The sequence below is a fragment of the Pseudoalteromonas pernae genome (assembly GCF_039831865.1).
Lineage (GTDB): Bacteria > Pseudomonadota > Gammaproteobacteria > Enterobacterales > Alteromonadaceae > Pseudoalteromonas > Pseudoalteromonas pernae.
The window spans coordinates 294853-307968 of record NZ_JBDODM010000002.1 but is presented as its reverse complement, the minus strand read 5'-3'; the positions used below and the strand labels follow the sequence as shown (position 1 = coordinate 307968).

The window sequence follows — 13116 nt, the reverse complement described above, 5'->3', positions numbered from 1 at the left end:
ATGGAGTCCTTTGTTACATGGATGGAGTCTGGGTTATATCGACTCGGACAGTGGCTTTCACCGTACCTTGGGGACATTGCACTGGTGTTCGTGGTGTGTATTATCGGCTTGTACGCCGGTGATGTGATTAAAACCGTCAAGCGCATTGTCGCCGGTAAGCACTTTTTGCTGCGTACTCTGGTGTTTGTGCTGGTGAGTGCTTTTGGGCTGGGGTTACTTACTTTGTGGGTTAGCCCTTTGATGGCGAAAGCATTAATGCTATTTGGCACCACTTATTTGCCTGTTACCGCGCTCGTTGCGTTTTTACTTGTCGGTGTGCTGGCAGATAGGAAATCACAACTGTGAAGGTATTCGGCCCTGAGTATTGGGATAAGCACGGTGTTTATAGGACGCCCATTGGCTTTAGTTTGACCTTAATTGTGCTGCTAAGGCCTTATCTCATCTGGGTGTTTGCTGCAATTTCTCGGCGCCCTGAAATGGACTTGGTAGCCTTGGTTTATGCTCAAAAGCATGACTTTTTTGTGGCGCTTGGCATTGGGGCGTTGGCCTTGCTGCCCGCCACTATTTATTCATTGCGACGTCCCGGAAGTAGTCAGAAACTCAAGCCGATTTGGGCAAAGATGCGCTGGCCGCTGATTTTATGTGCCTTACTCGATTTGTCTTGGCTTATCTTTCAAGCCGCGGGCCAGTATTATAAGTTTTCCTTTTATATTGCGATTCAAGCTGTTGCGGTAGCTTGGGTGCTACTTTACTTACTCCGTAGCCGGTACCTGAAAGTGTTTTTAGCGGATTGGCCGGATGAATTAGAGAGCAAAACATCCAGCGACAATGACAAGGGCAAACAGTGAAAAACAGTAGAAGCATTGATAAAACCTTATTGAAGGTTTCGCTTGGCGCTATGCCACTCGTTATTGCCCTAGTTTGGGCATTATCATCTTGGCCATTATTGGTTGTGACTGTAATCAGTGTGTATGCCTTGGCGCTCGGTTCTGGCGTTTATCGTTTGAGTGAATACTTTGTGCGCCGAAACCCAGTTGATAACTTTGTTATTCGAGAGCAAGGTCAGTTGCGTGTGTGTTCACTTGCAGGTTTTTTTGACTTGCGCGGAGAATGGCAAAGCGTAGCGCTGGGAGATATAAAGAATGTTGAGGTAGATGAACACAGCATTGTGATTCACACCCAACAGGATTGCATCACGTTGAGCGTTGTTGGTAGCGCTCAGGGTCTTTTTGAATATATGTGTTCAGTACTTAAGGACACGTCAGTGATAGTGACGTTGAAAGAGGCAGAGTAGGCCCGCTATATCGGGCCCATCCAAAGTACTTAGGCCTTTTTCACAAATGCCGCTGTTACCATCATTTCACCAATGCCATCGACTTTACAGTCAAGTTCATGGTCTTTCTTATCAAGTACGCGGCGAATAACGGCTTTCGTACCAATTTTGATCACTTGCGAGCTGCCTTTAATTTTTAGGTCTTTCGCCACCGTTACTTTGTCACCATCGTGCAGCAATGTGCCATTTGCATCTTTTGCTGTAATAGTATCCTCATCTGAATTATCAGCGGGGTTCCACTCATGAGCGCATTCAGGGCACACCAGTTGAGTACCATCTTCGTATACATATTCTGAGCTGCATTTAGGGCAAGGAGGAAGTGACATATCAATAATCTCGGTAACGGTATAAAACCAGCATGATAATCGTATCGGCCCAAGATTTATAGCCTGTCACCAGATAATAAGCAAAATAGACGCACAAAAAGTGCGTCTATTTACAAATTGGCGATTTAGTAAGCGCCTTCGCTATAAATGAGCTCATAGCTGTGACTATAAATTTCAAGAATGTTCCCAAATGGGTCTTCCATATAAATCATGCGGTAGGGTTTTTCTCCCGGATAATAATAGCGGGGCTTTTCCATGCGCTTTTTACCACCTGCGGCGACAATGCGTTCAGCTAATCCTTCTACATCTGGGTCTTGCACACAGAAATGAAATACCCCTGTTTTCCAATATTCAAAGTTGTTCTCTGGGTTGGTTTGATTATTAAATTGAAACAGCTCCACGCCAATGCGATCTCCGGTTGATAGGTGAGCAATACGAAAGCTATTCCAACCCGCACCGAACACGTCTGTACACATCTGTCCAATAGCGCTGTCGTCTTCTTCAATCAGCGTAGGCTTCATAATTTGATACCAACCCAATACTTGGGTATAGAACTCAACAGCTTTTTCAAGATCAGGCACGGAGATGCCAATGTGCGAGAAATTGCGTGGATATACATGACTCATAGATAAACTCCTTTATTGCGATACCCACACCTTACAAATCGCTTATCATCATGTAAAATTATTAATAATCATAGTTATGAGTATAAAACGTTATGGTGAACCTGAATTGGTTACGCACTTTTTGTACCTTGATTGATGTGGGCCAGTTCACGCGAACTGCTGAGCGTTTACACATGACTCAATCAGGCGTCAGTCAACATATTCAAAAGCTAGAACAACAACTAGGCGTCACCCTTTTGGCTCGCTCGAGCAAACAATTTGAATTAACCGAAGCCGGGCAGCGTCTTTATAACAGTGCTGACTCCGTGTTTATGGCGATGACCAACTTAGAACAAAGTGTAGTCGCAGATCCTGAGTTTGAAGGACAAGTGCGTTTAATGTCCCCTGGTAGTATCGGATTGAAACTGTACCCACAGCTGTTGGACATGCAATGTCGCCATCCAAAACTGTCGATTGATTATCGATTTGCTCCGAATTCCAGTGTTCAGCATGCTATCGAAAATGGTGAAGCTGATATCGGCCTGATGAGCCGTGCATCAAGCTCTGCAAAGGTGAGAAGTGAAGCGATTGCGGACGAACCCTTGCTCCTCGTTACCCCTGAGCGAGTCAAAGACCCTAGTTGGCAACAGTTATGCGCGCTTGGCTTCATTGACCATCCAGATGGTGCACATCATGCTCAGTTGTTACTGAGCGCCAACTATGCGCAGTTTCAGCATAGCGATTTATTTATCCGAAGTGGCTTTTGTAATCAAGTACACTTAATTTTAGAACCTGTAAGCCGAGGGCTGGGTTTTACTGTTTTACCCGCCTATGCGGTGGAGGCTTTCCCTGATCATCAAGGGATCCGTAGCCACACTCTAGCGACGCCTGTCAGTGAAACATTGTTTATGTGTTGGCAACGTGACAAAGTGATGGCAAATCGGGTGAGATCGGTTGTTCGTGAAATACGTACGTATCTTAGATAACGCTAATGAAGCGTAACGGATGGACTAACTTAGCTGCAAATTTTCCAAGAGGTATAAACCATGCTCAAGTGGCAAGATATTTTAGAAATGAGCGCAAAGGGCACCCCAGAGTCTGAACGTAGGGTAGAAAAATCGCTGGAACAATGGCGAGAGCAACTTGGTGAACAAGCGTTTTACGTAACGCGCATGCGCGGAACTGAGCGGCCATTTAGCAGTGATTCGTGCACCTTGTTCGAGCCGGGGCGGTATCAGTGTGTGTGTTGCGACAATGTGTTGTTCGAGGGGGATGAAAAGTTTGATAGCGGCAGTGGTTGGCCGTCGTTTACGCAACCCGCTGCAATTAATGCTATTGCTTACATAGCCGATAGCAGCCATGGTATGAGTCGCATTGAGACTGTCTGTAACGTGTGTGATGCACACTTAGGACATGTCTTCCCAGATGGCCCACCTCCATCACACCTGCGCTACTGTATTAATGCGGTGGCAATCAAAAAGGCTGACGATTAGTACAGCCTTAACTTAAAGCGGGATCCTCTTTGATGACGAGGCAATTGCGCCCTGACGCTTTGGCCTTGTAAAGAGCTTTGTCTGCCAGATTCAATGCGTGTTCAAAAGAGGTGCTTTTTTCATTGATGTGTGTAATGCCAATACTCAAGGTGATGCGTAGTTGGGTACTGTCATCCAAAACGATATCTTTGGTGGCGATGTGCTCGCGAAAGGCGTCCAGTTTCTGTTTGCTGTCTTGTAGGCTAGCGTTGGGCAGCAACACCACAAACTCCTCACCACCATAGCGGCAAATAAGGTCAGTTTCTCGAAATGAGGACTTTAGCTGTTGAGCAATTAATTTAAGTGTTTTATCGCCACATTCATGTCCATAGGTGTCATTTACTTCCTTAAAATGGTCTAAATCAATCATGGCAATGGTCGCATCACTATGAATGGGGTGAGTGCCCACTAGCTTGTTTGCTGCATCATAAAAGCCACGACGATTGAGTAAATCGGTGAGCTGATCTTTAGCGGCAATTTCTCTGAGCTCCGCTTCCATTTGTTTTTGCTCGGTCACATCACGTTCTACCGCGGCGAAGTGAGTCACTTCGCCGATGGCGTTACGCAGAGGGAAGATGTTCATATCGAGCCAATAAGGTACGCCTGACTTGGAATAATTGAGAATGCACTCTCTGATCGGCTGATTATTTATAATAGCTTGGCGCACTCGAGCTCTGGTTTCTTGGCAGGTATCTTCGCCTTGGAATATGTTCGGACTTTTGCCAATGACTTCGTCTGGTAGATATCCTGTTAGTGTTGTAAAGGCATGATTAACGTAAACAATTCTTGGGGCTTCGTGGTTATTTTGAACTGCTTCAGTGATGATGATTACATCGTTGGCATTAGCGAAGATAGCTTCAAAAGGCAGCATATATTTGTCCGTCGCTAATTCCCAAAAGGTAACGATGACGTGCTCTACATTGCCTTGCTTATTACATTGTGGATAGGCATTACATAATACCCAAGTGATCCTCTCGCTTGAGCTATCTGTAATACCTATTTCGATGTTGGACACCGCTTCTTGGCTTTGCAACACGCGGTTTACGGGATAAGCTGCCGGTGGCATTGGGATTTGTTCGTTATCAACAAAACGCCATTGAGGGTCGAGTGCATCTTTTCCAAACGCTTGATCTAAAGTGAGCCTTAGGATCTGTAACGCTCTTGGGTTGGCATATATGATTTCAGTTTTCGCATTATGGACAACGACGCCTTCTTCGAGCGAGTCAATCAATTTGGATGCGTCGATGTCTTTTAGTTTCATGCTGACTCTGGGTTAAATAAATCACCGAAATGGCCGCACACAACTGCACGGAACACTGCCTTTATATCCCTAAATTATGAAAATTAACAAGTGTATCCCTCTGATAAAAATAGCATAAATTGGTATTTTTGAGAGCCTCAGAGAACTTAACGGCAAAATTTATTTTAAGTATCAGTCTTTATTATTACTTTCGTTCATCCTTGGGCGAAGCCATAACTACATGCGAGGTGATGGTGCGTACTTGCGGGATGGAACCTAACACATCACCGTGGAATGCTTTGTAAGCTTGTATATCTGCGGTCTCAACCCGCAACAGGTATTCGAAAGTGCCCGTGACGTTATGGCATTCTTTTACTTCTTCCACATACATCAAGGCTTGTTCAAACGCATGTTGTGATGCCAGTGAATGCTCGTTAAGCCCAACGCTGACATAGGTTGTAAAACCTTGTCCAATCGCATTAGTGTTGATAATCGCACGGTAACCGCTGATGACGTTTGCTTTTTCTAGCTCTTGAACACGACGCAGGCAGGCGGAGGCGGACAGACCGACCCGATCTGCAAGCTCAGTATTGGATAAGCGACCATTGCTTCGAAGCTCTTGCAATATTCTTTTGTTAATCCTGTCAATTTTCACAATATGTTGTTTTGGTGTTGTTATTGATGAAAATAAAGCGCAAAAATTGCTTAAAGTAAAGATTATAATTGCGTTAGTGGTTGTTTGGAGGAACTATCTAACATGAATTTTGATCTGATCCCTGCACTGATGTTGTTTGCATTGGTGTCTTCCATAACTCCAGGGCCCAATAATTTGATGTTGATGAGTTCTGGGGCAAACTTCGGTTTTCGTCGCACGTTACCACATATGATAGGCGTTTCAGTCGGCTTCCTTGTCATGCTAGTACTGGTCGGTATTGGCGTAATGCAGTTATTTGACATTATCCCATATAGCTTTGAGGTGCTGCGCGTAGCGTGCTTATTGTACTTATGTTATCTAGCCTACCGTATTGCAACTAGCTCCCATGTAGTGAGGGAACAACAGAGCTCACAGGCTAAGCCTTTTTCCTTTGTACAAGCGGTGTTGTTTCAGTGGGTGAATCCTAAGGCCTGGACCATGGCGTTGAGTGCTATCAGTGTTTATGCACCTTCTAGAGATGTAGCAGCGGTAGTCATTGTGGGCGTAGTATTTGTACTGGTCAATTTACCTTGTATCGGCTCTTGGACTATAGCGGGACAAAAGCTCAGCGGGTGGTTACATTCAGCTGCGCGCCTGCGCATTTTCAACATGATCATGGCAACACTTTTAGTGTGTTCAGTGTTACCAAGCTTGCTGAGTTAAACCTAAAAAAAGGGCCTGTTTGGGCCCTTTTTTCATCTTCACTGTATGAATTTAACAGTAGTTATTTTTGCTTGGCAATCCAGGCGTTAACATCTTGCTCAACGGTTACCATAGGGCGAGCGCCAGGAAGTAAGATAACATCATGGAAGGCTTTGATATCGAACTTTTCACCTAACGCTTGTTTTGCGCTGTCTCGTAACTCGACCAATTTTAACATGCCAAGTTTATAGCCCAGAGCTTGACCAGGCCATGCGATATAACGGTCAATCGCTGGTACGACATCGCCCATAGGGCTGCCCGTTGCTTCTGCGAAATAGTCAATAGCTTGTTGGCGTGTCCATTTCTTGAAGTGTAGGCCGGTATCAACAACAAGGCGTGCAGCTCGGTATACTTCAGCTTGCAAACGACCAAGGTCACCGAATGGATCGTTCTCGTACATGCCCATTTCATACGCTACTAGCTCTGAATACAGTGCCCAGCCTTCAACATAAGCATTGAACGGTGCATTTTGACGCATCAAGCCAATATCCTGTTGCAACATATTCAGGGCGATTTGGAAATGGTGACCCGGAACAGCCTCGTGATAAGTCAGTGTTTTCAATCCAAAGCTTGGCACTGCTTTCATGTCTTTGAGGTTGATGTAGAACACGCCAGGGCGAGAACCATCGAGCGATGGGCCATTGTAGTAGCCGCCGGCAGAGCCCGCTTCGACTGCAACTGGAATACGGCGCACTTCTACTTTTTGCGGCGGCAATGTTGAGAAATACTCAGGTGCTTTCGCCATAATGGTGGTAATTTCACCGCGTAGAAAAGCTAATAGTTCTTCGCGGCCTTCATCACTGTCTGCGTACAAGAAGCGAGGATCTTCGTTGAGCTGCTCCATACGCTCTCTGACACTCCCTTCAGTATAACCATTTGCCTTTAAGATTTCGTCCATGCGCGCGGTAATGCGTTTAACTTCATCAAGGCCAACTTGGTGAATTTGCTCAGCAGTCATATCTGAATCACCTAAATACGTGATTTCGTGTTGATAGAATGCTTCACCATTGGGTTGTGCCCAAATGCCTACGTCTTCGGGAGCGTCTTTTTCAAGAGCTTGCATATCGTTTAACACTGACGCGAATGCAGGGTAGATTTTGCTCTTAACAATTTCTTCAGCTTGCATGATGTAGCTTTGCTTTTCTTGCTCGTTAAGCGCCTCTAGAGCTGTTAGCTTTTCTTTGAAAGAGCTAACAAGTGGGTGTTCACTTACTTCTGGGGCTGTGAAGTTTTCAAGATAACCGAGAGTATTAGGGAACAGGGCTTTTGGCAGTACAACGCCAAGTTTAGCATCTGCGTTTACTTTTTCTTGTACTTGTTTTACGACATCGCTAAATGCATTTAAACGTGCAAGGTAATCTTTGGCATCCGCTTCACTGGTAATTTCATGCTGATCCTTTAGCACAGCAGGCAGGTCAATGAGTGGGCCTGAAAGCTGGTTTACGATATAGGGTAGGTGGCCTCCCCAAGTATCGATGTAACCTGCTGCAAATTCTTCATCACCCGCATAGTAGCTAGCGATGACTTCGTTCACTTTGAGGTGCAATGAATCATCATAAGATAATGCATCATTTTGCAGAGCTTGAAGGCTTTGAGCTGCCTTTTTCATATCTTTTTGTAAGCGTTGCATGCCCGCGACGGAGTAGTCTGGCAATTTCGCACTGTAGTGGCCATATTGGTCAACTGGTAGCTTTAGTGATGTGGCCAGCGCACTTTGGTGACCAATAAAAGTATGGGTGTATTCATCAACTGCAGCATTGATTTGTGCCTGCGTAGGAACTTGTTGCGCTACTTCTTGAGTTGGTTGAGTTGTTGGCGCTTCCTGACAGCCAGCCAAAGCAAGGGCTACCCCGAGCGCGAGAGCATTTAATTTTTTCATGTTGGACTCGCTTGTTATTAATTATGACATCAATATACAGGCTTTAGTCACGAATGCTAGGTACGTAAGCACTTACCATGTATTTGGTAAGTGCTTGATTAGCTTGCTTGTGGATGCTTGTTTATGTACTTATCTTTAATTTTGTTGTAGCGCGATGTCATTTCATCACCCAGTGATGCATGGTCGAGCAACTCAGTACATTTCTTGGCGAGTTGTTGATTGAAGGTCATGCCTTGTCGCACACTGCCTTCGTATAAACACTGTAATAAATTCAATGCAATGCTGCGGTTTTTGGGCATGACTCTGAACGCTTGTGTAAAAGCCTCGAGAGCCAACAGATAATTTCCTTGCTTAAACTTCTCAACAGCATGATTGTTAAGTTCGCGTGGACCCATCCGTAACTCTTTACGTTCAGTTTGTTGTTGGATGACCGTTTTCAACTGCAATTCAGAGCTTCTTTCTGGGTAACGTTCGCAATGTTCGATTATTTTGTTGTACAAAGCTTGTGCTTGAGAGTGAAAACCGACTTCGTGGTAGGCCTTGGCTTGGTCCAGTGCAGCATCAATCGAGCGAATAGGGGCATCATCAATAGTTAGCTGTTCGAGCAGCATTTTTGCCTTTTGGTGCTCGTCTTTTAAGTAATAGAGTCGGGCATTTAAAACATCGACTTGAGCTTGCTGTTGAGCATCTGGAAACTGCTGTTTTAGGTCGTTTAAGTACTGAAGTGTTTGTCGTGCGACCCGAGATACGTGATCACTCTGATCTGTAGTGAGTGCGTAATCAATACTGGCGCGAGCGGCGTTTAAGTAGATCTCAGGACAATCATGAATGGAGTGTTGGGCAAATTTCGCGATATCTCTGCAGGTTTGATAATTTTGTTCGTAGTCATGATTAATTTGTGCCACCTGAGATAGGTTTTCTTGGCGTTCAATATTACGCGGCGCCATACTTGTTGCAGCTTCGAGATATTCTTGTGCTTTTTCGTATTGGTTTAACTTTATTTCCAACTGTCCAAGTAAATCATAAGCAACAAGGCGCGTTTCTGGGCGCTCTAACATGGTTTTAAGCATACGATGAGCAAGGTTATGCTCGTTGTTGCCGATCAATGCCTGTACCATGCCAATGCGAGCCCAGGTAAACTTTTGAATGTCCAACACAGATTTAAAAAACTCTTTGCTTTGCTCCCATTGGTTTTGCAACAACAGTACTTCACCTTTGAGTCGCAATAGCACTGCCGCGTAACCTTGATTCGCCACCAATTTTGTGTCGATAGCTTTGAGTGCTTTGGAGTAATTTTCGTCGTCTATTAGTTGATAAATTGCTTTAAGTGCCTGTTTACGCTTAACAATGCGCTCGATACGGCTTTTTAGCTCAAGGGTGTTAAACGGCTTAACCAAAAAGTCGTCTGGATGCAGCTCTAAAACACTGTGTACTAATGCACCAGAAGTTTCCGCAGAAATAAAAATGAATCCCGTTGCGCCCCGTATCAGCTTTTTGACTTTCAATTCTTCGTATAGTTGATAGCCATCTTGGTGCTTGCTTAAGTTGAACGCGCAGATTATGAGGTCAAAACTGTTCTCAGTGCAGAGCTCTTTAGCGGATATCGCATTTTCCGCAAAGCGAAGAGAGCGGTACCCTAAACGCTCAAGGGACTGCTTCATGTAACTCAGTGCTAAAGGTTGCTCTTCAACAATAAGGATATGTGCTGAACTGGTAACTTGCTGGGACATACTTTGATTAAGCGATCATCATTTGATTTGACTATATAAACTAGTCTAGCCGCTGACAAGTAAATCGCGAGTAATACGACTAATTGATTGTTTTGCGAACTCTTTTTTGGTGTATTGATGTAAATTTAATCGTTTTTAGAACGTCACAAACGTCTTGAATTTTAAATAAAAATGTCGAGTTAGGATCCATTAGCAATATCGCTAATAGCTAAAAGTGAGACACATTAAATTAGACAAAGTTAACCTGATAGAGCTTGGACTTAATTGCTTACAAGGGGAATACGACGATAGTGAACATCGTGGAATAGAATTCAGAGTAGATGGTGGGTTGTACTGGACTTGAACCAGTGACCCTCGCCTTGCTAAGGATAATAGTGCGATGCAGAGCATCGATTTTACCTTAACTTCATCGAAGTGATGGTGGGTTGTACTGGACTTGAACCAGTGACCCTCGCCTTGTAAGGGCGATGCTCTCCCAACTGAGCTAACAACCCGCAGAACTTTACGTTTTAGTAGATGGTGGGTTGTATTGGCTTGATACCAATAAACCTCGGCTTGTTAAGGATAATAATGCGATGCGAGCATCGATTTTACCTTAACTCCATCAAAATGATGGTGGGTTGTACTGGACTTGAACCAGTGACCCTCGCCTTGTAAGGGCGATGCTCTCCCAACTGAGCTAACAACCCAAAACGTAATTTTGCTTTCTATATGGTGGGTTTTACTGGATTTTACCAATAACCCTCGCCTTGCTAAGGATAATAGTGCGATGCAGAGCATCGATTTTACCTTAACTCCATCAAAATGATGGTGGGTTGTACTGGACTTGAACCAGTGACCCTCGCCTTGTAAGGGCGATGCTCTCCCAACTGAGCTAACAACCCATATAGAAAAATAGATGTGTCACTTAAAAATGATGCTTGGCAATACTGGACTTAACCAATAAACCTCGCCTTGCTAAGGATAATAGTGCGATGCGAAAATCGTTTTTACCTTAACTCCATCAAAATGATGGTGGGTTGTACTGGACTTGAACCAGTGACCCTCGCCTTGTAAGGGCGATGCTCTCCCAACTGAGCTAACAACCCGAGTCTTGTCAATTCTATATGTTTGGTTCTATTGGACTTAGCCAATATACCTCGCCTTGCTAAGGATAATAGTGCGATGCGAGCATCGATTTCCTTAATCTCCATCAAAATGATGGTGGGTTGTACTGGACTTGAACCAGTGACCCTCGCCTTGTAAGGGCGATGCTCTCCCAACTGAGCTAACAACCCATATAGAATTTTCAGATGTGTCACTTTTAAAGTGGTGGGTTGTACTGGACTTGAACCAGTGACCCTCGCCTTGTAAGGGCGATGCTCTCCCAACTGAGCTAACAACCCACATCTGTACAACGTTGCTTTTTAACTTTGTTAAATCACCGCGTTGCTGTGGGGCGCTATTATAGATAGAGTGAAAAGACTGTCAACACTTGAATCATACATTTTGTTTTGTGTGGGGGATTTATAGCCAATCAGGTGCTGATTTAATCAGATTTAAGGTGGTTCGCACGTAAATTCCCGCCTAATTATGCACTCCTGCATCTTATCACAGCGTCTGTGCACAAAGCGCATGGCATTGGAAGGTGATTAGCTTAATAATGAGCTTTAACATGAACAGCAAATTTTAGCGGGTAGGTTATGAATTACAGTGCGTTTATATCTCACGGAGGAGGGCCGTTGCCTTTATTAGGGCATGAAGGTCACATCGATATGGTGAGTACATTACAAAAGCTTGCGGCTTCTATAGCTAAGCCAACAGCAATCATTGTTGTTAGTGCGCACTGGGAAACCCCAGGTATTTTTGTAAATACACAAAAGCACCCTGAGCTACTCTATGACTATTATGGATTTCCAGAACAAGCCTATGCAATTGAGTACCCTGTTCTTGGTGAGCCTCAACTTGCCCAGCTAGTTATAGATGCGCTTAATAATCTCGATGTGCCTGTGGTGGCTGAAACACACCGAGGTATTGACCATGGTGTATTTGTTCCTCTTGCTATTATGTATCCTTCAGCAGATATTCCCTGTGTGCAAGTGTCTTTGCATCAAAACTACGACCCACAATTACATATAGAAGTAGGTAAACGAATCGGCAAAGCTATTTCCCATTTAGATAATGTGCTTGTTTTAGGTTCTGGATTTTCATTTCATAATATGAAAGCGTTCTGGCAACCAAACGATCCAGAAGCGAATAAAATGAACGGTGAGTTTGAAGCATGGTTAGCTGAGGTACTGACTGCGACTAAAAATGAGCAGGAGCGAGAAGGGCAGTTTGTAAACTGGTTAGAGGCACCGGGTGCAAGATATTGTCATCCGACGGAAGAGCATCTTTTACCTTTGCATGTAGCCTATGGGGCTGCACAATCATCGCCAACAACTATTGAACAGGTTTCTGTCATTGGTAAATTAGCGACATTTGCACTTTGGGCAATGCCTAATTAGTTCGTTTTTGAACAATAAAAAGCCACAAATACCAGTGTCTTGGATAAGGTTTGTTCGCTTTGGCTAAAATTGCTGCGGTCGGTAAAAAGTTACCTAAAAAGTGTTGACTTTGTTTGGGGGGCTGCATAGAATGCGCCCCGCACTAAGCGAGATGGCAGCGATAAGTTGTGCATCTTCGTAAGCTAGGTTTGGGGCTATAGCTCAGCTGGGAGAGCGCTTGCATGGCATGCAAGAGGTCGGCGGTTCGATCCCGCCTAGCTCCACCAAATAGCTTGGTGCGAACGCTGTTCCACTTTGTGGGCTAAACTTCGAATGTTTATACGCGTAGCTCGTATGGTAAGAGTTTAAATAACCAGTCCTAGTGACACACTTTGTGTCCCCTTCGTCTAGAGGCCTAGGACACCGCCCTTTCACGGCGGTAACAGGGGTTCGAATCCCCTAGGGGACGCCACTTTAACTCATATGGTAAGAGTCTAAATAACCAGTCCTAGTGACACACTTTGTGTCCCCTTCGTCTAGAGGCCTAGGACACCGCCCTTTCACGGCGGTAACAGGGGTTCGAATCCCCTAGGGGACGCCACTTTAACTC

The 13116-nt window shown here is 44.6% G+C and carries 13 protein-coding genes and 9 tRNA genes; 10 read left to right on the top strand and 12 right to left on the bottom strand.

Annotated elements, in window-relative coordinates; all coding sequences use genetic code 11:
- From V1358_RS05495 to V1358_RS05485, 3 genes are read left to right on the top strand one after another with little or no spacing between them, the layout of a single operon-like run.
- Positions 1-345, top strand: a complete 345-nt coding sequence (locus V1358_RS05495) for a DUF3392 family protein (RefSeq protein WP_347392854.1) — start codon at positions 1-3, stop codon at positions 343-345.
- Entirely contained in the window at positions 342-848 is a 507-nt protein-coding gene (locus tag V1358_RS05490) for a DUF2919 domain-containing protein (protein ID WP_347390953.1), read from the top strand. Before V1358_RS05495 ends, V1358_RS05490 begins: the two co-directional genes overlap by 4 nt.
- On the top strand, positions 845-1294 hold the full coding sequence (locus tag V1358_RS05485) for a hypothetical protein (protein WP_347392853.1): 450 nt from the start codon (positions 845-847) through the stop codon (positions 1292-1294). Before V1358_RS05490 ends, V1358_RS05485 begins: the two co-directional genes overlap by 4 nt.
- Positions 1295-1323: 29 nt before the next feature.
- Here V1358_RS05485 and V1358_RS05480 read toward each other — a convergent pair whose 3' ends face one another.
- Together V1358_RS05480 and V1358_RS05475 are read right to left on the bottom strand one after the other, a co-directional pair.
- Positions 1324-1659, bottom strand: a complete 336-nt coding sequence (locus V1358_RS05480) for a zinc ribbon domain-containing protein YjdM (RefSeq protein WP_347390951.1) — start codon at positions 1657-1659, stop codon at positions 1324-1326.
- Positions 1660-1784: 125 nt separating this feature from the next.
- Positions 1785-2285: a lactoylglutathione lyase family protein gene (locus V1358_RS05475; protein WP_347390950.1), complete on the bottom strand. Its 501-nt coding sequence runs from the start codon at positions 2283-2285 to the stop codon at positions 1785-1787.
- Positions 2286-2377: 92 nt separating this feature from the next.
- Between V1358_RS05475 and V1358_RS05470 the strand changes: the two genes are divergently transcribed.
- Both V1358_RS05470 and msrB read left to right on the top strand, forming a co-directional pair.
- Complete coding sequence (locus tag V1358_RS05470; protein WP_347392852.1) at positions 2378-3250, top strand: LysR family transcriptional regulator; 873 nt, start codon at positions 2378-2380, stop codon at positions 3248-3250.
- Positions 3251-3310: 60 nt separating this feature from the next.
- On the top strand, positions 3311-3757 hold the full coding sequence (gene msrB / locus V1358_RS05465) for a peptide-methionine (R)-S-oxide reductase MsrB (RefSeq protein WP_347392851.1): 447 nt from the start codon (positions 3311-3313) through the stop codon (positions 3755-3757).
- Between the two features lie 7 nt (positions 3758-3764).
- On the opposite strand, the gene V1358_RS05460 is transcribed toward msrB, so the two are convergent.
- Together V1358_RS05460 and V1358_RS05455 are read right to left on the bottom strand one after the other, a co-directional pair.
- Positions 3765-5057, bottom strand: coding sequence for a sensor domain-containing diguanylate cyclase (locus V1358_RS05460; protein WP_347392850.1), 1293 nt, complete (start codon positions 5055-5057; stop codon positions 3765-3767).
- Between the two features lie 184 nt (positions 5058-5241).
- Positions 5242-5685 (bottom strand): Lrp/AsnC family transcriptional regulator, encoded by a 444-nt coding sequence (locus V1358_RS05455; protein WP_440589875.1) that lies wholly within the window; start codon positions 5683-5685, stop codon positions 5242-5244.
- 108 nt (positions 5686-5793) lie between these two features.
- Here V1358_RS05455 and V1358_RS05450 point away from each other — a divergent pair, with 108 nt between their 5' ends.
- Positions 5794-6393 carry a LysE family translocator gene (locus V1358_RS05450; protein ID WP_347392849.1) on the top strand — a complete coding sequence of 200 codons (600 nt, stop codon included), beginning with the start codon at positions 5794-5796 and terminating at the stop codon, positions 6391-6393.
- A gap of 61 nt (positions 6394-6454) precedes the next feature.
- Here V1358_RS05450 and V1358_RS05445 read toward each other — a convergent pair whose 3' ends face one another.
- The 8 genes from V1358_RS05445 to V1358_RS05410 form a co-directional block, all read right to left on the bottom strand.
- Positions 6455-8311: a DUF885 domain-containing protein gene (locus V1358_RS05445; RefSeq protein ID WP_347390945.1), complete on the bottom strand. Its 1857-nt coding sequence runs from the start codon at positions 8309-8311 to the stop codon at positions 6455-6457.
- Positions 8312-8409: 98 nt separating this feature from the next.
- Positions 8410-10041: a response regulator gene (locus V1358_RS05440; RefSeq protein ID WP_347392848.1), complete on the bottom strand. Its 1632-nt coding sequence runs from the start codon at positions 10039-10041 to the stop codon at positions 8410-8412.
- Positions 10042-10459: 418 nt separating this feature from the next.
- A tRNA-Val gene (locus V1358_RS05435) sits at positions 10460-10535 on the bottom strand.
- 119 nt (positions 10536-10654) lie between these two features.
- Positions 10655-10730: transfer RNA gene (locus V1358_RS05430), tRNA-Val, on the bottom strand.
- A 119-nt stretch (positions 10731-10849) separates the two neighbouring features.
- Positions 10850-10925, bottom strand: a tRNA-Val gene (locus V1358_RS05425).
- Positions 10926-11053: 128 nt separating this feature from the next.
- Positions 11054-11129: transfer RNA gene (locus tag V1358_RS05420), tRNA-Val, on the bottom strand.
- A gap of 113 nt (positions 11130-11242) precedes the next feature.
- Positions 11243-11318, bottom strand: a tRNA-Val gene (locus tag V1358_RS05415).
- Between the two features lie 32 nt (positions 11319-11350).
- Positions 11351-11426: transfer RNA gene (locus V1358_RS05410), tRNA-Val, on the bottom strand.
- A gap of 336 nt (positions 11427-11762) precedes the next feature.
- On the opposite strand from V1358_RS05410, the gene V1358_RS05405 reads away from it, so the two are divergent.
- From V1358_RS05405 to V1358_RS05390, 4 genes are all read left to right on the top strand, one after another.
- The gene (locus V1358_RS05405) at positions 11763-12527 is read left to right on the top strand and encodes a DODA-type extradiol aromatic ring-opening family dioxygenase (protein WP_347392847.1); all 765 of its coding nucleotides are present in this window, start codon (positions 11763-11765) and stop codon (positions 12525-12527) included.
- 190 nt (positions 12528-12717) lie between these two features.
- Positions 12718-12793 (top strand) — tRNA-Ala (locus tag V1358_RS05400).
- 109 nt (positions 12794-12902) lie between these two features.
- Positions 12903-12978: transfer RNA gene (locus V1358_RS05395), tRNA-Glu, on the top strand.
- A gap of 53 nt (positions 12979-13031) precedes the next feature.
- Positions 13032-13107, top strand: a tRNA-Glu gene (locus V1358_RS05390).
- Positions 13108-13116 lie beyond the last annotated feature (9 nt).